The organism is Pseudomonas sp. EA_105y_Pfl2_R69 (genome assembly GCF_963970915.1).
Classification (GTDB): Bacteria; Pseudomonadota; Gammaproteobacteria; order Pseudomonadales; family Pseudomonadaceae; genus Aquipseudomonas.
The window spans coordinates 661,701-682,528 of sequence record NZ_CAXAOO010000002.1 but is presented as its reverse complement, the minus strand read 5'-3'; the positions used below and the strand labels follow the sequence as shown (position 1 = coordinate 682,528).

15 protein-coding genes and 1 pseudogene are annotated in these 20,828 nt (G+C 60.6%); 8 read left to right on the top strand and 8 right to left on the bottom strand.

The genetic code is table 11. The features are described 5' to 3' along the window. Nucleotides 1-79 precede the first annotated feature (79 nt). The 4 genes and pseudogenes from AACY13_RS09000 (at nt 80) to AACY13_RS08985 (ending at nt 3,120) form a co-directional block, all read left to right on the top strand. Complete coding sequence (locus tag AACY13_RS09000) at nt 80-1,345, top strand: OmpP1/FadL family transporter (protein ID WP_445262546.1); 1,266 nt, start codon at nt 80-82, stop codon at nt 1,343-1,345. Between the two features lie 40 nt (nt 1,346-1,385). Next, nucleotides 1,386-2,060, top strand: coding sequence for a DUF3313 domain-containing protein (locus tag AACY13_RS08995; RefSeq protein ID WP_339460866.1), 675 nt, complete (start codon nt 1,386-1,388; stop codon nt 2,058-2,060). 244 nt (nt 2,061-2,304) lie between these two features. After that, a pseudogene (locus tag AACY13_RS08990) lies at nt 2,305-2,499 on the top strand (transporter); the annotation flags it as partial. Between the two features lie 51 nt (nt 2,500-2,550). Then, nucleotides 2,551-3,120, top strand: a complete 570-nt coding sequence (locus AACY13_RS08985) for a MepB family protein (protein WP_339460864.1) — start codon at nt 2,551-2,553, stop codon at nt 3,118-3,120. Between the two features lie 210 nt (nt 3,121-3,330). Here the strand turns inward: AACY13_RS08985 and AACY13_RS08980 are convergent, their stop codons facing one another. The 4 genes from AACY13_RS08980 to AACY13_RS08965 are packed head-to-tail and all read right to left on the bottom strand — an operon-like array spanning nt 3,331 to nt 6,773. Next, entirely contained in the window at nt 3,331-3,891 is a 561-nt protein-coding gene (locus AACY13_RS08980) for a PqiC family protein (protein WP_339460862.1), read from the bottom strand. A 17-nt stretch (nt 3,892-3,908) separates the two neighbouring features. After that, nucleotides 3,909-5,555, bottom strand: a complete 1,647-nt coding sequence (locus tag AACY13_RS08975) for a PqiB family protein (protein WP_339460861.1) — start codon at nt 5,553-5,555, stop codon at nt 3,909-3,911. Next, nucleotides 5,536-6,180 (bottom strand): paraquat-inducible protein A, encoded by a 645-nt coding sequence (locus AACY13_RS08970; protein WP_339460860.1) that lies wholly within the window; start codon nt 6,178-6,180, stop codon nt 5,536-5,538. The genes AACY13_RS08975 and AACY13_RS08970 overlap by 20 nt, the downstream gene beginning before the upstream one ends. Further along, the gene (locus tag AACY13_RS08965) at nt 6,177-6,773 is read right to left on the bottom strand and encodes a paraquat-inducible protein A (protein WP_339460859.1); all 597 of its coding nucleotides are present in this window, start codon (nt 6,771-6,773) and stop codon (nt 6,177-6,179) included. Before AACY13_RS08965 ends, AACY13_RS08970 begins: the two co-directional genes overlap by 4 nt. A gap of 1,074 nt (nt 6,774-7,847) precedes the next feature. Between AACY13_RS08965 and AACY13_RS08960 the strand changes: the two genes are divergently transcribed. Both AACY13_RS08960 and AACY13_RS08955 read left to right on the top strand, forming a co-directional pair. Then, a complete protein-coding gene (locus tag AACY13_RS08960; RefSeq protein WP_339460858.1) occupies nt 7,848-9,488 on the top strand; it encodes a VRR-NUC domain-containing protein in 1,641 nt (546 codons plus the stop codon). After that, the gene (locus tag AACY13_RS08955) at nt 9,485-11,782 is read left to right on the top strand and encodes an ATP-dependent DNA helicase (protein ID WP_339460856.1); all 2,298 of its coding nucleotides are present in this window, start codon (nt 9,485-9,487) and stop codon (nt 11,780-11,782) included. The genes AACY13_RS08960 and AACY13_RS08955 overlap by 4 nt, the downstream gene beginning before the upstream one ends. 30 nt (nt 11,783-11,812) lie before the next feature. Here AACY13_RS08955 and AACY13_RS08950 read toward each other — a convergent pair whose 3' ends face one another. Beyond that, complete coding sequence (locus AACY13_RS08950; protein ID WP_339460854.1) at nt 11,813-12,727, bottom strand: LysR family transcriptional regulator; 915 nt, start codon at nt 12,725-12,727, stop codon at nt 11,813-11,815. 137 nt (nt 12,728-12,864) lie between these two features. On the opposite strand from AACY13_RS08950, the gene AACY13_RS08945 reads away from it, so the two are divergent. Together AACY13_RS08945 and AACY13_RS08940 are read left to right on the top strand one after the other, a co-directional pair. Then, on the top strand, nt 12,865-13,599 hold the full coding sequence (locus AACY13_RS08945) for an SDR family NAD(P)-dependent oxidoreductase (RefSeq protein ID WP_339460852.1): 735 nt from the start codon (nt 12,865-12,867) through the stop codon (nt 13,597-13,599). 76 nt (nt 13,600-13,675) lie between these two features. Next, nucleotides 13,676-13,885 carry a tautomerase family protein gene (locus AACY13_RS08940; protein ID WP_339460850.1) on the top strand — a complete coding sequence of 70 codons (210 nt, stop codon included), beginning with the start codon at nt 13,676-13,678 and terminating at the stop codon, nt 13,883-13,885. Nucleotides 13,886-13,957: 72 nt separating this feature from the next. On the opposite strand, the gene AACY13_RS08935 is transcribed toward AACY13_RS08940, so the two are convergent. Genes AACY13_RS08935 through AACY13_RS08925 form a run of 3 tightly spaced genes read right to left on the bottom strand, consistent with a single transcriptional unit; the run spans nt 13,958 to nt 20,827 of the window. Further along, nucleotides 13,958-17,557: an EAL domain-containing protein gene (locus AACY13_RS08935; RefSeq protein WP_339460848.1), complete on the bottom strand. Its 3,600-nt coding sequence runs from the start codon at nt 17,555-17,557 to the stop codon at nt 13,958-13,960. Beyond that, the gene (locus AACY13_RS08930; RefSeq protein WP_339460846.1) at nt 17,533-18,618 is read right to left on the bottom strand and encodes a chemotaxis protein CheB; all 1,086 of its coding nucleotides are present in this window, start codon (nt 18,616-18,618) and stop codon (nt 17,533-17,535) included. Before AACY13_RS08930 ends, AACY13_RS08935 begins: the two co-directional genes overlap by 25 nt. A 13-nt stretch (nt 18,619-18,631) precedes the next feature. Beyond that, nucleotides 18,632-20,827, bottom strand: coding sequence for a hybrid sensor histidine kinase/response regulator (locus AACY13_RS08925; RefSeq protein ID WP_339460845.1), 2,196 nt, complete (start codon nt 20,825-20,827; stop codon nt 18,632-18,634). Nucleotide 20,828: the final 1 nt, after the last annotated feature.

Below are 20,828 nucleotides of genomic sequence, written 5' to 3'. Positions count from 1 at the left end.
GCGATTGCTCCAGGATGCTGTCGGGTAGCGGGCTGCACTGGCGCTCGAAAGCACCCACGTTAGTTAAGGATAAGGCCAGATGCACTCACGTCTCTATATGGTTTTGTCGGCGGCTTTCCTGGTGCTGCCTGGTCAAGTAGTAGCCGGCGGGCTGATGCTCTACGAAATCGGCACCGATAATACTGGCCTGGCCAATGCCGGTTCAGCCGCCCGCGCGCAAGGCCCGTCGACTATCGCCAGCAACCCCGCTGGCCTGAGCTATCTGGCCGGTACTCAAGTCAGTGCTGGTGCCCAGGTTCTTTTTGGCGACCTAACATTCAACCGGGACTCGGCAACCACTACATCGGGTTCCGGCAGCGGCAATGTGCTCGATCCCATACCCGGGGGCAGTTTCTTTATCAGTCACCAGTTGGATGAGCAGTGGTCCGTTGGTTTCGGTTCCTATGGTGATTTCGGCCTCGCGGAAAACTACGACGACGATTGGTCCGGGCGCTATTTCGTGCAAAGTGCGAGCATTGCTGGCTTGTCATTGGTGCCCAGCGTGGCGTACCGCTTCAACGAACAGTGGTCCATGGGTATCGGGTTGAAGGCCATGTACGGCATGCTGGAGTCCGAAGCAGCGATCGATCAGTCGCCTCTTGGTCTGACGGATCGTGCCGATGGCCAATACACGTTCAAGGACGGCACCTGGGGCTATGGGGCCAATGTGGGGGTGATTTATGCGCCACAAGCAGGCACCCGTATCGGCCTGACTTATACCAGTCAGATCAGCCTGGACTTCGAAGACCGTTTGGATGTGAACGCCAGCAGCCCGTTGGTAAGCCGGCTCGATGGCCTCAACACCAAGCTCTCTTTGAACGTACCGCAAACGGCCACGCTCAGCCTGTACCAGCAACTGGATCCGCAATGGGCGTTGCTGGCCTCGGTCAATTGGCAGGACTGGTCGCAATTCGGCGATATCGGCCTGGAGGTGGATACGTCCGCGGCGGGTTCCCGGTCAACCCGCATCGATGCGCAGTACGACGACACCTATCAGTTGGCGTTGGGCGCGCAATACCAGATGAACCCCGACTTGCTCTGGAACTTCGGTGTTGCCTACGACACTTCGGCGGTATCCGACAGCAATCGGACCCTGACGGTACCGATGGGGGACGCCTGGCGGTTTGCGACCGGTCTCACCTACTCGCTCGACCAAGATACAGACCTGAACTTCAGCTGGGTCGCCGTCTGGATGGGCGACATGCCGGTCGATCAGCAAAAGCCCTTGACGGGCGAGCGCGTGTCGGGTGAGTTCAGCAATGCCTGGATTCAAGCCCTGACAGGTAACATGACCTGGCGCTTCTGAGCCACTTCGTAGCACTTCATAACGCAAGGAGTATCGTTACATGAACCAGTCTCATAAATGGATGGCAGGTGTTGCACTGAGCAGTTTGCTGTTGACCGGGTGCGTTTCGAAAATTACCGAGCAAGAACAGTACTCCGGCTTCTTGCCCAACTATAGCGGCTTGCAAGCAGCCACCTCGGCGAGCGGGGTGAAGGTGTTGCGATGGGAAGCCCCAGGATTCAAACCGTCGGACTACTCTGCTGTGGTCTTCGAGCGCCTCGAACTGTATCCGGAGCCTAAGCCGAATGAGCGCGTCGACCTGAAAACGTTGCAGGAACTGCAAGCCTATACGAGCACGAGTGCCAAAGAGGCGTTGTCGCAGAATTACCGCGTAGTTACGAGTGCCCAGGACGTGCGCAGCGGCGAGCGTGCCCTGGTTCTGCGTGCGGCGATCACTGGTGTGAGCGCCTCCAATGAAGGCATGAAATGGTACGAAGTGGTTCCGGTAGCTGCCGTGATCGGCGCGACCCAGGCGGCCACTGGTCATCGCGATCAGAATACCGAGCTGTACATCGAGGCCGATCTTGTTGACAGCGGTAGCGGAATGCCGGTCGCCAAAGCCGTACGCAAGGTCTTTGGCGAAGAGCTGAAGAACGCCAGCCAGCCGATCACGGCCAATGACTTCAAGGCAGCCATCAAAGCGATGACCGGCGACATGCAGGCGGTCCTCCAGTAGCCGTCATTCCAGCGGCTGCCGGGATTTCTTGCGCGATATTCAACACAGCTCAGAAATGGACTTACACCATGATGATAGGGCCCGCAACACTCAAATCGGGCATGTCAGCGCTTGCATTGCTCTTGCTTCTATCGCCAATGCAGATTCACGCCCAAACTGCCGATACGCTTTCTGCACAGGAAGCAAAACAGATCGCCGAGGAGGGCTACATCTACGGCCTGCCTATCGTGATGAACTACGCGATCATACAGAGTCCACTTATAACTGGGAGGCTAGGGAGTGGAGCGTGCCGATCAACCTGTTCGTGACGCAACTCTTTAAAGTCGGCCAGCAGCCTATGAGGCTTCAGGTTGGGCCGCGATATTGGGCGGATAGTACCGAGAATGGGGCGCATGGCTGGGGTTTTCGAGTGGCGTATTCGCTGCTCTTTCCTAAGTGAAGCTGTTTCAAGGAGACGGGATAGCCTGACGTGGTTTAGGAGTTATTGCTGTTGAAGTTCGATTTAACTGAGCCAGAGATAAATTATGCCTGCGCGGCAGGTTCCTCCCCCAACCATCTTCCCTGCGAGCTGATAACTGCCATTGAGCATGTATACAAACCGGCGGAAATGAGATTGACGGCTGCGCCGCTACGCGAGACTGAGAGCTCCGAGTATGGAGCCTCCCGCTTTGGCCTCGACGGACATGCGGTTGTCTTTCGCGTGGCTAAAACAACGCCGAGCAAGGTTGGGCAGTTTGTCACGATATGGAAGCGGCCTATCTCGGGCGGCGTTATTTCACCCCTCGATATCGCCGATGGCGTCGCCTTTGTTGTCGTGAGTGTGTGCAATGCGACGCATCGAGGGCAGTTTGTTTTCGATCAGAAGATACTGGTAGCACAAGGCATCATGTCGATTAACGGTAAAGGCGGTAAGCGTGCTATCCGTGTTTACCCGCCTTGGGTCAAGCCAATCGCCAAAGCGGCCGTTAGGACACAACAATGGCAGCTGCGCTACTTCCTTCCTCTTGAGCAAAGCGTAAGCGCCGACGCCATGCGGGTACGCCGGCTCTTTGACGTTTAAGAGCCTTTATCCGCCATGCTGGAACGGTGGCTAAGGGGCAGCCATCACATTGGCAGGTGGAGCACGCTGGTCTTGACCGCTCCGATCTAACGAGGGTTGCTCAGGGCCCACCCAAGCGGCCCTAGTTCAAGCCGCGGAGGAGGGGGATTCATGGTACGCCAATTGCTGGCAAGCGAATCATGACAACCGACGCGTTGTGGTTGAGCGTTTTTACCGTATAGAGGGGCATTGGTTAGCGCCATTATCAGCCGCCTGGGTAATGTCGGCGGCCAGTTTTTTCACATTGTTCTGATGGGCGATAACGACGTCATCGATGCTTGACCCCGCGGGTGTTTTTAAGATGCTTCGGCAAGTGATCAGCGTGTCATTGTCGCTGCCCAAGTTGCGCAGGCGCCATTTGACGTCGATTAATGCGTACTGGCCTGGAAGCGAATCAAAGCGCTGTACATCCAGTCGTACCGACACATTGCGCCCGACGCTGCTATTAAACAGTCTATCCGCCAAGGCGCTGCGCATTTCATCTACCAGGCTTGCACCCCACCACTGGGTTTCCAGAATGGCCAGGCTGCTGTTGCTTTGGCGAATGACGATCTGTTGCCGGTCGACCTGGGGCGGTACGTTGATGATCTCGATCTGAATCTCGGCCCCGACAGGCTGTGAAAAGTCGCCGGTCTCGGCCGGAGTCAGGGTATGGAACTGCACCGGGTCACTGCGGCATGCGGCGAGAAGCAGTAACGCGGTGGCAAGGATTAATTTGTGCGCAATGACCATGTGTGTCGCTCCTCTATTCATTTGCCCTGCGCCTTTAGCGGTGCGGCATTGTCTGGCCGGCCGCGAATCAGCGACTCCGGATGCCGCCCTAGATAGTCCGACAGCTCACGAAGGGAACGCGACATGCGCCCGAGCTCTTCCAGGGTCTGCGTCAACTGTTCCCGTTGCGGTGAGTCCTCGGCGAGGGTCGAACTGGCCGATTGCAGGGTTTTGCTCACATCGGTCAGCGTTGTTTGAACGCCAGGAAGGGTCTTGGCATTGAATTGCGCCAGCACTTTGCGCAGTTCGACCAGATTGCTGTCCAGGTTTCCGGCAATGCGTTCCACGGGCAGTTTGTTGATCTTGTCGACCATGGCCTGCAGTTGCTCCTGCAACTGCTCAAAGCTGCCGGGGATGGTGGGGATGCTCACTGGTCGGGCAGTGGGGTCAAACGTGACCTTTTCCGCTTTTGGGTAGAAATCGAGCGAGATGTACAGCTGCCCAGTCAACAGGTTGCCCGTACGCGCCTGGGCGCGTAGGCCATGTTCAATAAAGCTACCCATGAGCCGAATGCCCGCGGCCTCATCGTTTGGATCATGATGTAAGGCCTTGAGCATTTTGGTGTGGGCCAGACCGAGACGTTGCGGATAAATCAAGATGCCGACTTCCACGGGAAAGCTGCGTTTTTCCGGGTCGAAATCCAGATTGACTGCCACCACCTTGCCGATTTCCACCCCCTGGAACTCCACCGGCGCATCGACCCTTAGCCCTCGCAGTGCCTGGTCGAAACGCAGGCTCAAAAACTGTGCTTTGCCGTTGGGCGGGGCAAGAGCAGTCTGCTGATCATCGAATAGCTCAAAGGACTTTTTCTCTGCAGCCGGCTGATCATTGGGGCTGTAGTCGGGCGCGCGGAAGGCGATACCGCCCACCAGAATGGAGGATAAGGACTCGGTTTTTACCGCAAACCCATTGGCTCCCACATCGATGTCGATGCCGCTTGCGTTCCAGAATCGCGTGTTTTCGGTGACATAGGCATCATTGGGCGCGCGCACAAATACTTCGATGTTGACGCCTTTGCCGTCAGCGTCCAGCGCGTAGGCCACAACCTGGCCAACCGGGATTCTGCGGAAGTAAATGGGCGAGCCGATGTCCAGCGAGCCCAGATCCCGACTGTGTAGCGTAAAGCGCTTACCAGGCTCGCCGTAGGTAATGGGCGGTGGGTTTTCCAACCCCTTGAATCGTTTGACGCGCGTGTTGGCCTGACCGATATCGGCACCGATATAGTCGCCGGAGAGCAGGGTATCGATGCCTGACACTCCGCCGGCACCGATTCGTGGCCGTACGACCCAGAACTGCGAGTCTTCACGGGTAAAGCTCTCTGCTTCTTTGGCCAGTTTTATGGTGGCATCGACGCTCTTCTGATCCTTGCTCAGCGCCACCTCGGTGACATGTCCGATCACCACGTTGCGGTACTTAACGTCGGTCTTATTAGCGGTCAGACCGCTGCCGGTGTCGAAGGTCACCGTGATGGTCGGCCCTTCCTGCATCACGCTGTTAACCACCAGCGAAATACCCACTAATACCGCCACGATGGGGACGATCCACACCAGCGAAACGCTGAGGCGGCGGGTCTTGATAACGGCCTGACCGGGAGCGGGCGCTCCTTCAGTGGTGTGCGACTTCATCCATGCCTTCCTCGTTGTTTGCTTTATCCCAGATCAAGCGAGGATCGAAACTCATCGCCGCCAGCATCGTAAACACTACTACCAAGCCAAAGAACAGAATCCCTGAGCGTGGCTCGATATCGGCCAGGGCGTGAAACTTCACCAGCGCGGCGACTAGCGCGACGACAATCACGTCGAGCATCGACCAGTAGCCGATAAGCTCAACGAAACGGTACAGTTTGGAGCGCTCCTTGCGGGCCCAGAGGCTACCGCGCTGAACAGTGACCAGTAGCAGCGTCAGGGCTCCGAATTTGATACCCGGCACGGCAATACTGGCGATAAAGATGATCAGCGCGATGTCCCATGCACCATGCTGCCAGAACTCAAGAACGCCGCTTATGATGGTGCTGTCAGCACCGCTGCCAAACATACTGGTATTCATGACCGGCAGCAGGTTGGCCGGGACGTAGAATACCAGAGCGGCCAGTAGGAACGCCCAGGTGCGGTTCAATGAGTTGATCTTTCGGGCGTGCAGGGGGGCACCGCAACGCTCGCATGCGGATGGCTGGCTGGCCATGTCGCAGGTCTTGCCACAACTATGGCAGAGGCAAAGATTAAGGTCGTGGGCAGCCGGCGGCGTATTCATAGGATCTCCCAGAGCTCGCGCACATCGCGCCCGGCGATGCGTATCAACAACAAGCTGAGCACGGCCAAAGCAAACAGCCCGATGCCCGGTAGTACATCCAGCATGCCGGCAAGTTTGAATACCGCTACCAACGCCCCGAGTAGGCATACCTCGAGCATGCTCCAGGGTCGGAGCGACTCCAGCCAGCGCATGCATAACCTGAAACCAGGGGCGCGTTGGTGGAGAAGGGCGAAGCAGAGCACCCAGGCGAGCAGCAACAACTGGAAAACCGGCGCGATGATGATGGAGATTGCTGCCGCCAGCGCGATAAAGGTGATCGGCCCGAGGCTTAGCGCCAGCACCGCATCCCATAAGGTGGCGCTGCTCTTCAGGCCTTGCAGGCTAATGCTCATGACCGGGTAGAAGTTGGCGAACCCCCATAGCACCGCCGCCGTGATCGTGAGCGCGAGGCGCTGCTCAACCGATAAGCTGTTAAAACGTTGGAGCACTCCGCCACAACGTGAACAAAGCGAGGTTTGGTGTTTGGCGAGGGTGAGCTTTTCAAATACGCAGTCGCAGTGCTCACAGATGATCAACTTGTCGTAATTCGACATGGTTCTCACTCGAAAACGTTCGGCAGTGTTTGATCTGGCACCGCCGAATTGTGTGCAAATGTCTGATTTAAAGTGAATCCATCAGCGCTTCTAGGCTGCTGCGGTAAAAGCATGAGTACGTCCCTGGGTATATGTGGGCTGAGGCGTATACGGCGTTTTTTGAATAGTTTCCATCTTGCCTTCTGGGGCGAGCGGACAGGTTGCCATAGTTTAACCTGCTGTTGTTCGTCATATCGACGATTACTCTTATCTCCCTACATTGCGGGATAAGGAAGACAGGATCCTACAAGAATAGAGTACGGCTCTTTTTTACAGATTTACCCCTTCGTTTTTTTCGGGAAATCAGGTCGAGTAGGCGAGACGTTTACCTTTGCTGGCTACGAAGGCCAAAGTGGTTGCCCGAGTACGTTGGATTTGCTGAAGACGGTATCGAAGCGAGCCTGCTGCTTAGGAAAGATGAATCCGGCCCAGATCATGTGAATATCTTCAAACTGACCGTATTGGAGGTGCTCGAATAATCAGCTTACAGCGGGCTCCTTGTCCAAAGCAGCACCTACGATTGCAACGTGGAGGACTCGCTGCCGCGATGCAAGCACTCACAGGGCAGTGACATCACTCAAAACCCTCTGCGTGATACCAGGTCGCGCAGAACGCAAAGCACAACGTCTATCTAGTGCTTTCCTGACTAGATACTTCGCATAATGTATATTATGTTAAATCCACAAAATAGAACCTGATTGCAAGAGTCCATGCATGGCGATGGCAGCCGCTCCTTTGAAAAATCGCTTGCCGCTTGGGGACGCTTCAGTTGCTGTACGGACGCAAACTCGCGCCTGCATTTCGCCCAGGAGGACGAGCTCTACCACAGCCTCGACAGCCGCTGAGACAGACCCCGGTGGTTGCCTCTCCGAACCCCTTGCGCTCGAGCCAACGGAACAACAGCAGCAGTGCGATGCCGAATAGCGGAAAATGCTGTATAGATAAACAGCGCAGGCTAAACTCTAGCCGACCAATATCCCCAACAGCATTCCCAGCGCCCTCCCAGCCACTATGCACACCGCAACCAGCCCCCTCATGCAGTCTCAACTCGATCCACGCTTCTACTACCTGGCGAATTTCTGTCAGGCCCTTACCTGGCTGCAGGAGCGCTATGCCGATCTGTTGAACGATGCCGAACATGAGTTTGTCCGGCAGTTCTTCGCCATGGGCAGGCCCGCTCAGGCCCTGCTGGTGCGGATGATCATGCGCAAGGGCAGCCACTTTCGCCTGAGCAAGCTCAGCTATGAGGAGATCGGCTGCCCGCGTCAGGCGGTAACGCCGCTGCTCGAAGCGGGCTGGGTACGGCATGACGTCGAGCTGTGCCTGGAAGAACTATTCAAGCTGCTGCGCAAGGATGAAGTGCTCCAGCATCTGGCGGGCCCCGCCTCGAGAAAGTCGCAGAACAAATCCGAACTGCTGGCCCAACTTGCCGAGACCTACCCAGAGCCGCGCGCCTTTGCGGCCTGGTGTCCGGGCAGCGAGGAGCAGATTGTTTCCCTGACCATCGACACCCTGTGCGAGCGTCTGCGCCTGATGTTCTTCGGCAATCTGCGCCAGGACTGGTCCGAGTTCGTCCTCGCCGAGCTCGGTATCTTTCGTTATGAGCGCGTAGAGTTGACGCCCGACTCGCGGGCCTTTCGCCACCGCATGGATGTGGACTGCTACCTGCAGCTGCAACGCAGCCGTGAACGGTTCGAGGCCGGCGAGCCGCTTGCCGACGTGCTGCAACAGATCAGCGCCCTGCCCTGCGACACCCCCTTTCTGGCGGCGCGCCGCAACAAGCTGCTGTTCCGCATGGGCCAGCAGCTGGAGCGTGAGGCCAACCTGGAAGGTGCGCTGGCCTTTTATGCCGACTGCCGGTATGTCGGCGCGCGCCTGCGGCAGATCCGCGTACTGGAGCGCCTGGGTCGCCTCGAGCAAGCCTATGGGTTGACGCTGCAGGCCATCCAGGCAGCGGAAAATGATGCCGAAGCCCAGGCCGTGGAGCGCGCCTTGACCCGGCTGTCCCGCCAGCTCGGGCAAGCGCAGCCCGGCAAGGATAAGCCAGTAGCGCCGGCACGGTTTGATCTGAGCCTGCCTAGGCCTGAGGCGCAAAGCGTCGAGTTTGCCGTCAAAGCCCATCTGCACGAGGCCGACGCGCCGGTGCACTATGTCGAGAACAGCCTGATCTGCAGCCTGTTCGGTCTGCTCTGCTGGCAGGCCATCTTCGCGCCGGTGCCGGGGGCCTTCTTCCACCCTTTCCACACTGCCCCGGTTGATCTGCTCAGTGCAGACTTTCATGCCCAGCGCGAGGAGCTGTTTACCAGCTGCCTGGCGCACCTCGACTCGGATGCTTACAAGCAGGTGATCCGGGAAAACTACGCGGCTAAATTCGGCATCCAGTCGCCCTTTGTATTCTGGGCCGCGCTGGATCTGACCTTGCTGGAACAAGCACTGAGCTGCCTGCCCGCCGCGCATCTGCGAGCCTGGTTCAAGCGCCTGCTGGCGGATATCAAAGCCAACCGCGCCGGCATGCCCGACCTGATCCAGTTCTGGCCGGCCGAGCAGCGCTACCGGATGATCGAAGTCAAAGGCCCGGGCGACCGCCTGCAGGACAACCAACGGCGCTGGCTGGCCTTCTGCGCCGAGCACGGCATGCCGGTGGACGTTTGCTACGTGCAATGGGCCGACGCGTGAACTATCAGGTCGCGGTACGCGCGCTGTGCGAGTTCACCGCCAAGGTCGGCGATCTCGACCTGCGTTTTACCCCCTCGCCCACTGCCCAGGAAGGCATGACCGGCCACGCCATCGTGGTGGCCAGACGCGGCCCAGGCTACTCCGCAGAACTTCCTCTGGATGGCGAATACCTGGGGCTGCAGGTGCGCGGCCGGGCGGACGGTTACGACCCGGAAGAAAACCTGCTGGAGGAGATCAAGACCCACCGGGGCGATATCAGCCGCATCCCGGAAAACCATCGCCTGCTGCACTGGGCCCAGGCCAAGGTCTACGGCTGGCTACTCTGCCAGGAACGCGACATGCCACAGATCAATCTGGCGGTGGTCTATTTCAATGTCATCACCCAACATGAAACCGCCTTTCACCTGACCGCCAGCGTGGATGAACTGCGTGAGTTTTTCGAGCTGCAATGCAGCCGCTATATCCGCTGGGCCGAGTACGAGCGCGAGCATCGCCGCCAACGTGATCAAGCCCTGGAGCGCCTGCGCTTTCCCCATGCCGAGTTTCGCAGCGGGCAACGCCAGCTGGCCAACCAGGTCTACCGCGCCGCCCGTGACGGTCACTGCCTGATGGCCCAGGCCACCACCGGCATTGGTAAAACCCTCGGCACTCTGTTTCCGCAGCTCAAGGCCTTCCCCGAGCAGCAGCTGGATCGGTTGTTTTTTCTTACCGCAAAAACGCCTGGCCGGCGCCTGGCGCTGGATGCATTGGCCACCCTGCGCAGCCAGGAAGAAGCGATGCCGCTGCGGGTGCTGGAGCATGTGGCGCGCGACAAGGCCTGCGAGCACCCTGACAAAGCCTGCCATGGGGACTCTTGCCCGCTGGCCAAAGGCTTCTATGACCGTTTGCCCGCCGCCCGCCAGGCTGCACTCGAAGGCCAGTGGCTAAGCCACGAGAGCGTGCGCGCAACCGCCCTGGCCCATCAGATCTGTCCTTACTACCTGAGCCAGGAACTGTGCCGCTGGGCCGATGTGGTGGTCTGCGATTACAACTACTACTTCGACATGGGCGGCCTGCTGTATGGCCTCACCCTGCTCAATGAGTGGCGCATCACCCTGCTGGTGGACGAAGCCCACAACCTGATTGAGCGGGCGCGCGGCATGTACACCGCCGAGCTCAATCAACAGCGCTTTGAAGCAGTACGGCGCATCGCCCCGAGCGTGATGAAGGCCCCGCTGGAACGCATCAGCCGGCACTGGCGACAGCTGGAGCGTGATCAGGAAGTGGCGTATCAGGTGTACCCCAGCGCACCGGACCTGTTCGTCATGGCGCTGCAAAAGGCGGTCAGCACCCTCACCGATCACCTGAGCGAACAGCCGGCTGGCAATGCCACCGAACTGCTGCACTTCTACCTCGACGCCATGCTGTTCTGCCGCCTGGCCGAGGCCTTTGCCGCGCACTCGCTGTTCGATATCAGTCGCGACGAGAGCAGTGGCCAGTCGGTGTCCACCCTGTGCATCCGCAATATCGTGCCCGCGCCGTTTCTCGCGCCGCGCTTCGACGAGGCGCACAGCTGCACGCTGTTCTCCGCCACCCTGAGCCCGGCCAACTATTACGCCGACCTGCTCGGCCTGCCGGAAGACACACCCTGGATCGATGTGGAATCGCCCTTTAGCGCCGAGCAGCTACACGTCCAGGCCGTCAGCAACCTCTCCACCCGCTACGCCCATCGCGACTTCTCGCTGGCCCCCATCGCCGCCCTGATTGCCCGCCAGTACGCGGAAAAACCGGGCAACTACCTGGCCTTTTTCAGCAGTTACACCTATCTGCAGGCGGTGCTGCAGGAGCTGCAGATGGCGCATCCACAGATCCCGATCTGGCAACAGTCACGGCAGATGGATGAAAGCGAGCGCCAGGCCTTTCTCGATCGTTTCTCCAGCAGTGGCCGGGGCATCGGTTTTGCCGTATTGGGTGGAGCCTTTGGCGAGGGTATCGACCTGCCCGGCGACCGCCTGATCGGTGCCTTTATCGCCACCCTCGGCCTGCCGCAGATCAACCCGGTCAATGAAGAGATCAAGCAGCGGATGGAGCTGATGTTCGGCAGCAACAACGGCTACGGCTACACCTACCTCTATCCGGGCTTGCAGAAGGTGGTACAGGCCGCCGGCCGGGTTATTCGCACCGTGCAGGACCAGGGCGCGGTCTACCTGATCGATGATCGCTTCAACCAGCCGGCGATCCGCAAGCTGTTACCCACCTGGTGGAAAGTGGAGCGCTGCCGTTTGCCGTTGCACAACGAGATCAATGCGCTCTAGCCGGCAACAGTGTGCCGTTCAGCCATGCGCTCACCACGCCTGCTTTTTGTCCATGATGAAGTTCACGAACGCGCGTAGACGCAGCGGCATATGCCGGCTGTGGGGGTACAGCAGGGTGAAGGGGCGCGAGCGTCCAGAACATGGCTGAAGCACTTCCACCAGCGAACCCTCGGCCAATTCGCGTTCGACGATAAAACGATAGGTCTGGAACAGGCCCGCGCCATGCTTGGCCAGAGTCACGCCAGCCAGCACGTCGTCGGAACAGAGGTAGCCGCCGCTGGTCAGCATTTCCCGCTCCTTGCTGCCTTCGCTGAACAGCCAGGTGATCGGCCGGCCGCTGCTGGGCAGTTCGAACTGGATGCAGTCATGCTGCTCCAGATCGTCCAGGGTCAGCGGGGTGCCCGCCCGTGCCAGGTATTCGGGGCTGGCCACCACCACCAGCCGGGCATCCTCAAGCGGCCGCGCGATCAGCGTCGAGTCCGGCTGAGCACGTACGCGCACGGCCATGTCATAGCCTTCGGCGACAAAATCGATATTGCGGTTGCTCAGATGCACCTCGACCTGAACCTTGGGGTAAAGCCGGCGAAATTCGGGCAGCAGAGGCAACAAGCGATGATGCCCATAGGTGGTGGGCAGGCTGATGCGCAGCGTACCCGAGGGGTCCAGCTGCTTGCCCGTCACCTCCCGCTCCGCTTCCACCAGCTGCGTCAGGGCCTGGCGGCACTGCTCGTAATAGCTGCGCCCGCCGTCCGTCAGGCGAATGCTCCGGGTGGTGCGCACGAATAACCGCGTCCCCAGGCGTTCCTCGAGGCGCGCGACCGAGCGACTGACTGCGGCCGGCGTTACCCCTGCAGACAGCGCAGCGGCGGTGAAGCTGCCCTCTTCCGCCGCGAGGCAGAACAGCTCGATGCTGCCCAGCAATACATCGTCGAATTGTCGCCGCACTATTAATTACACCATGTATCAATTGAAGTTATAAAAACCCTATTTATCAGTTCATCAAGCAAAAATATAGTCCCTCCCAGCAGCGCACCACCCTTTACTTGCGCTGAGAAAGCCTTCAATCCTTTCAGGAGAACCCCATGACTACTCGCAGAACCGTTGCTATTACCGGTGCCTCCAGCGGCATCGGCCTCGGCCTGGTCAAGGCCTTCCTCGCCAACGACTTCAACGTGATAGGCAATGCCCGCTCCGAGGCCGGCCTGGCCGAGGCCAGCAGCAAACTTGGCAATCCAGAGGGTTTTATCGGTGTGACAGGCGATATCGCCGCGCCGCGAACCGCCGAACGCATCTTTCAGGCGGGCATCGAGGCCTTCGGCCATGTTGATGTGCTGGTCAACAATGCAGGCTTCTTTCTGCCAAAGCCCTTCGTCGAGTACAGCCCGGAGGATATCGAGAACCTTCTGCAGACCAATCTCAAGGGGGTGATCTACGCGTCCCAGGTGGCGGCGGCCCATATGATCGGGCGCAAGCAGGGGCGCATCATCAACATCACTGCCGCGATCGCGCTACAACCTAACCTGGCGGTTCCGGCAGCATTGCCGGTGCTGATCAAGGGCGGACTGAATCAATTCACCCGCGCGCTCGCCCTGGAGCTGTCGCCGCACAATATCCAGGTCAACGCTGTGGCACCGGGAATCATCGAAACCCCGATGCACGACCCGGCGACCCATGATTTTCTCAAGGGTCTGCAACCGGCCGGGCGTATGGGCCAGGTCAGCGAAATCGCCGATGCGGTGCTCTATCTGGCCAACGCCCCTTTCACCACGGGTGCCATTCTGCCGGTGGACGGAGGCATGAGCGCCGGCAAGTGGTAGCCCTAAGGGACTGAATACAGTGATCACCTTCCCGGGGAAGTGCCTCAGAGCTTCCCCCCAACGCAGGAGCAATAGCATGCCTTTTGTTAACGTTCGTATCACCCGTGATGGCGTAACCCGCGAGCAGAAAACCCAGGTCATCAGGGAAATCACCGAGACGCTGGAGCGCGTGCTGAACAAACGCCCGGATCTCACCCATATCGTGATCGAGGAAGTCGATACCGATAACTGGGGCTATGCCGGCATGACCACAACCGAGTACCGCAGCAGAACGCCCCAGGGCTGAGGCTTGCTGGGCCGGTCGATGTGGCCGGCCCGGCTTAATCGGGTGTTCGAGCGCCGCGGGCCAATACGGCGGCTAGATAATTTCGCCATGCACCTGCGGCTGACTGTGCTGCAGGCTCAGCAGTTGTTCGCGCATGCGCTGGTTATCCTGTTGCAGTTCGCGCTGCTTGAAGGCCTCGCGCACCTGTCCGCGCAGATCGTCGACAGCCCAGGGCTTGCTGATAAAGCGGTAGATCACCCCCTCGTTGACGGCCTTGAGGATGCTGCCAAGCTCGCTGGAACCGCTCAGCACCATGCGAATGATTTCAGGATGAAGAGTCTTGAGGCGGCGCAGAAAGTCCACCCCGCTCATATTGGCCAGACGTATATCGGTCAGCACCACATCCACCGGATAGGTCGCCAGCAACGGCAATGCCTCGGCGTCACTTGCAGCGGTGAGGATACGGTAGTTCTCCAGGTGCAGTTCGCGCTGCAGGGCCACGAGGATGCTCGGTTCAGCGTCGATCAGCAGCAGGTAGCGCTCCTGCCCCTCAATGATATTGTCCGGCAGGTGCAATTCTGCCCCGCCCTGGAGCAATGCCAGGCAGGCCGGAGGTGGCAACGGCGGCGAATAGTAATAGCCCTGCATCTCGTCACAGCCGGTACGACGCAGAAAACCCAGTTGCTCGGCGGTTTCCACTCCTTCGGCGATCACCTTGATACCCAGGTTATGACCGATGGAGATCATCGAGCGCACCAGCGAGGCGCTGTCGGGCTCCAGGTGCATATCGGTGATGAAGCTGCGGTCGATTTTCAACTCGCTGAAGGGGAAGCGCTTCAGATAACCCAGGGACGAGTAGCCGGTACCGAAATCGTCGATGGAAAAACGAATACCCGTGGCACTGAGTGCCTGCATCTTCAACAGCACCTCATCGGTGTTGGTCATCAGCATGGTCTCGGTCACTTCCAGCTTGAGCCTGGCCGGTGCCACCCCGTAGCGCTCCATGGTCTCCTGTACCCGTTCGATAAAGTCGGCCTCCATAAAGCTGATCGCCGAGAAGTTAACCGCAATACTCAGACCCTTCATCAAGTCTTCCCAGGACTGCAGCTGACGGCATACGGCGTCGAACACATAGTTATCGATGGCGACGATCTGGCCGGTCTCCTCCGCCAGCGGAATAAACTCATCGGGCGGGACCTGCTTACCCTTGTGCTGCCAGCGCACCAGCGCTTCGAAACCGCACAGGCGTCCGCTAAGCAGGTCCAGCTGCGGTTGGTACACCAGGCAGTACTCGTTGTTCTGCAGGGCCTGGCGAATTTCCCGCTCCAGTTGCAGGCGCCGCTGCATCTTGTCATTCATTTCCGGAGTAAAGGCACAGATGCGATTACGCCCCTGGTGCTTGGCCTGGTACATGGCGGTATCGGCATTGCGCAGCAGGGTGACAACATCGGCCCCGTCCTCGGGGAAACAGCAGAAACCGATGCTGCAGCTCACCACCAGTTCCTGATCGTCGAGCAGCAGCGGTTCGGCGATCAGCTGTTGCAGCTGCTCCAGCCAGCCGATGCGCTGGTCGCGGCCAACCATCAGGATGACGAACTCATCGCCACCCAGGCGCGCTACTGTGTCGATTTCTTGGCTGTTGCGCTGCAGGCGCTCAGCCACCTGAACCAGCAGTTGGTCGCCAGCATTGTGGCCGAGGCTATCGTTGACCACCTTGAAATGATCCAGATCCATAAAGGCCAGAGTGAACTGGCTGCCATTGCGGTTGGCAAAGGCAATGGCCTGGCGGATACGGTCGTTGAGCAGGTTGCGGTTCGGCAAGCCGGTCAAGCCATCGTGGTTGGCCTGGTGCTCCAGCTCTTCCTGATAACGTTTGCCCTCGGTGATGTCGTGAAGAATGCCGACAAAATGACTGACCTTGCCACGGTCATTGATCACCGGTGCGACTTTCAGATCATTCCAGAACGCCGAACCGTCCTTGCGGTAATTACACAACAGCGCCCCGCCCTCCTCCTGGGCCCGCAGCGCCCGGCGGATGTTTCCCAGGGGCGGTTGGTCGGTGTCGGCCCCTTGCAGGAAACGGCAGTTGCGCCCTTCGACCTCATCGCGGCGATAGCCGGTGATACGCTCGAAGGCCGGATTGACATAGACGATCGGCTGGTCCGGCTGTTCGTTGTCGGTGATGACGATGGCATTGACGCTGGCCTCCACGGCGCGGGTGCGAATGCGGATATCCAGATCGCGGCGGCGCTGTTCGCTGACGTCCTGGAGCACCGCGATGGCCCCCTGCAAAACCCCCTGCTCGTCGACAAAGGGCACGGCAGAGTTGAGGATGGTCTTGCTCGTGCCATCGAAGGCTTCGATGTCGATTACCTTGTTGCGCGTCGCCTTGCCTTGTTGAACCGCCCGTACCAGCGGCCAGTCCGGGGTTGCCAGGGGCTGGCCGTTGTCGGCCCAGAAGCCCTGGTACTGCGGGTAGTCGGCCAGCTCGACGGGGTGTTTGCCGGCCCAGATCAGGCTGCTTTCTGGGTTGCTCATGATCAACCGGCCACTGTGATCGGCGACCAGCACGCCGACCGGCAGACTGTCGAGAATCTTGCGCAGCAGCACCTCGTTCTGGGCCAGCGCCCGGGTGCGCTGCGCCACCAGCTCTTCCATGCTTTCGAACAGCCGAGCCCGCCCCAGGGCCATGGCTAGCTGGCGGCCGATGGAGGCCAGAGCATCGAGCGACTCCTCGGACCAGGGCTGAGTGTTGCGTCTGACCACATTGAGCATGCCGATAATTTCGCGCCCCAGCAGCAGCGGGATGCTCGCGTGGCAGCCCTCGCCCGCCTGCCGGATCAGCGCCGGACAGGCGCTGATATTGCTGGGCGTGGTCAGACCGTCGGTGAGCCAGGCATGCCGGCACGGGCAGTTGTCGACACAGGCGCTCAGTCGCTCGAGGCTATAGTCCGCGCCGCGGCCGCAGGCCCCGGTCAGGCGCGCCGATTCGTCGACCTGATCGGTGTCGGTCATCAGCAGCCAGGCCGCCACGGCCTCGGGAAACTCCAGAATGCGCTTGAGCGCCGCGTCTATGACATGCTGCTCGGTCTTGGCATCGGTCAGACCGCTGGTGAAGTGGAACAGGCAATTGAGCAGCGAGTTGTTGCGAGCCAACTCGTCGTGCTTGGACTGCAGCTCGTGGTTCAGGCGCACGCCCTGCTCGTAGGTGGAGATCAGTAGGTCGAGGATCTGCTGGCGGCTGGCGGTAATGAAATGCCGCTCGCCCTCCAGCACCACCTCCACACCCATCTGCACCCGCTCATGGCTGCGCAGTTCGAGGTTGACCAGAAAGTAGCGGATGCGCGACATCAGGTACTTCTCGTCGTACGGCTTGACGATAAAGTTGTCCGCCCCGGAGGCCAGACCATGCACCACATCGCGGGCGTCGGCCAGGTGAGTGACCAGGATCACCGGGATGTTCGTCGTGCGCGGGGCAGTTTTCAACTGTCGACAGAGTTCGTAGCCATCCATTTCGGGCATGACAATATCGCTGATAACGATGGTCGGCAGACTCTCACCGATCATGGCCAGGGCTTCGACGCCATTGCGGGCGACGCGTACCTGGCAACCCGAGGCTTCCAGCAGGTACTGCAGTTCGGTGGCTTGGGTCGGGCTGTCCTCGACTATCAGGATTTCAGCGTGGTCGTACATGACGTACCTCCTCCTTCGCCGGCCGGTGCTGTGGCCACTTGCCGGGCTAGCACATCGAGCGTGGCGGCAATCTGTTCCGGGGCGAGAATCTGGCTGGCGGCCTGCATCTCGATGGCGGCCCGCGGCATCGCGTCGATGACCGCGCTGGCAGGCTCCTGCACCAGGGTCAGAGCCCCCTGCCGGCGCAGTTCGGCCAGGCCCGCAGCGCCGTCGCGGCCCATACCGGACAGCTGGATACCGATGACACGGTTGCCAAGCTGACGAGCCACGCAGTTGAAAAGATGATCGATCGACGGACAGAATTGCTGCTGGGCAGTGCCCGCCTGCAGCTGCACGCGCAGCTCTGCACTCACACCCAGTTGCTTGCCATCGGGTGCCAGATAGAGCACCCCAGGCTGCAGCAGCTGCCCATCCTCGGCAATCTGCACCGACAGCGTCACCAGGCTGCCCAGCCACTGGCAGAAACTGGGCAGAAAGCCTGTACTGATGTGCTGCACCAATACCATGGGCCAAGGGGGAGCCTGCTGCAGGCTCTGCAACAGGCTTTTCAGCGCCACCGGCCCACCCGCCGAGGCCCCGATGGCGACCAGCCGCGGGGCGGCCTGGAGTATCGGATTGGCTGCTGGCCAAGTCCTCTGGGGCGACTGCGCCGGACGGGGCCGGCGCACCACCTTGACCTGAACCAGGCTGCGCAGCGTGCGCAGCAGTTCCTCGATGCGCTGCTGGAAGTCCGGTGCATCGAGCCCGCGGGGCTTCTCCACCACGGCCAGCGCGCCCACTGCCAGTACGCGCATGGCGGTGGTCGCGTCATTGACATTGGCGCTGGCGGTCAGGACCACCACCGGCAAGGCATAGCGTTCGAGAATCCGTGCCGTGGTTTCGTAACCGTCTATGCCCGGCATGTGCACGTCCATGGTCACGATATCCGGGGTATAGCGCTCCAGCAGCGTCAGCGCCTGCTCCCCGCTGTCGGCCGTGCACACTTCGAAGCCGGCTTCTTCGCAGACCGCGCGCAGCAGCAAGCGCAGGACTGGCGAATCATCGACTATCAGTACTCGCATGGTTGCGCCCCTCTCAGATCAATCGCCGAATGGCATCGAGCAGGCTGTCCTGCTCGAAGCCGCTTTTCACCAAATAAGCATTGGCCCCGGCTTCCAGCCCCCTGGCCCGGTCTTCTGCGGTTCCCAGGGCCGTCACCAGCACCACCGGCAAACTGTCCAGCTCGCGGTCGGCGCGAATCCGGCTGGTCAGGGTGAAACCATCCATGCGCGGCATCTCCACATCGGACACCAGCAGGTCGAACTGCGTCTGTTTCAGGGTATTCCAGGCTTCCAGGCCATCATTGGCGGTGGCCACCTGATAGCCTGCGGCCTCGAGTATGGCCTTGAGCAGCCCGCGCGACGTGAAGGAGTCCTCGGCGATCAGCACGCGCTGCTGCGGTGTGTCGGGACTCGGCTCGGCGCGTTGGGCAAGGGCGCTGACGCGGGTCTCCAGGGCACTGCGGTAGAGATCCCCGGGGTGCAGAATGGGCACCAACTGGCCATCGCCGAGCAGGGTTGCCCCCAGCAGATTACGCACCCGTACCAGCTGCTTGCCGAGGTTCTTCACGGTAATTTCCTGATCGCCCAGCAGCTCGTCCACCAACAGGACAAAGCGCTCGCCGCGCACCTTGAGCAGCAGCAGGGTCAGCTTGTCACCGTCACGAACCTGAGTGCCGAGGCCAAGCACCTCGGCCAGGGACCAGACCGCCAGCACTTGCTCCTGGAACACCAGCGAAGGGCGGTTTTCCAGGTTCTTCAACGCCGAGGCCGGCAAGCGCAGGCAACGTTCCACCGCCAGGGCCGGGACGGCGAAGGTGCGTTCGGCGATACGCACGATCACTGCGCGAAAGGTCGACAGACTGAGGGGCAGGTGCAGGTGGAAACAACAGCCCTGCCCCGGGCTGGACTCTAGCTCGATGCGCCCGCCGAGGCGCTCGACCACCTCCTGCACGATCGACATGCCCAGGCCGCGGCCGGACAGGTCGGTGATCATGGCGCTGGTACTGAGGCCGGAACTGAACACCAGCTTGGCGGCCTCCGCAGCGCCGAGTGCCTCGGCCTGCTCCTGGCCAAGTAGGCCAGCGCTCACTGCCTTGGCCTTGAGTTGCGCGAGGTCCAGGCCGCGGCCATCGTCGCGGACCCGCAGTTCGAAGCGGTCCGCCGACTCCTGGAGCAGTTCCAGTTGCACCCGGCCGAGCTCCGGCTTGCCACTGGCGATGCGCTGCTGCGGGGTTTCCAGACCATGGTCCAGGGCATTGCGCAGCAGATGGGTCAGCGGTGCGCGCAGTTCGTCGAGGATGCGTTTGTCGACTTGCAGATGGCTACCGCGCACTTGCAGCTCGACCCGCTTGCCGGCCTGGCTGGCCAGGTCCTGAACCATCGCCGGCAGGCCTTCCACCAAGTGGCTGCCGGCCAGCAGCAGCGTGCTCTGCAACTCATCGGTAAGGCCCGCAGAGAGCTGCGTCAGCCCCTGCGCCAGGTGCTTGCCGGCCTTATCCAACTGCACCGCTGCGAAATGCAGGCTATCGAGCTGGGCCTGGCTCCAGTCCAGGTAGTCGAACAATAGCCTGAGACCGCCCTGGCTCGCCGTGGGTAGCGCGGAGAGACTGCCGCGCAATTGCTCCAGGGTCCCCGCGCCGATCTGGCGGCCATGCTGCGGCGCGCAGGCGAGTACGTGCTCGCTCAGACGCTGGCTCAGCGATTGCGCCTCGAGCCGGTGCTGCAACAGGCTTTCGCTGTGAAACAGCAGGGCATCCAGGCGCTGGGTCGAAACCCGAACGGTACCCGGCTCGTTGCGCGAGAGCACAGGAGCCTGCGGCAGCTCGGGCAATTGCACCGGTGCGCCGGTAGCGGCCGCTTCCAGGCTCTCGATCAGTTCGGCCTGCTCTTCGCTATCGGGCGAACGGCCGCCGTGCAGCTGTTGCAACATGCCCAGGGCATGGCGACACAACTCGACCCGCTCGGCGCTCAGGCCCAGTCCGCCACTGCGCACTGCGGCGAGCAGGCTTTCCCACGCATGACAAAGCTGCTCCACAGCGGCCAGGCCAACGGCCCGAGCTGCGCCCTTGATGCTGTGCACTTCGCGAAATAGTGACTCCACGGCCTCGGCCGAAGCGGCGGACTCGCGCCAGCCGGCCAGTTCATCGGCGAGTGTCACCAGGCGTTCGTCGGCCTCCAGCTTGAAGCTGGCCAACAGTTGCTCTTGCAGGACCTCGCGATTCAGGCTCATG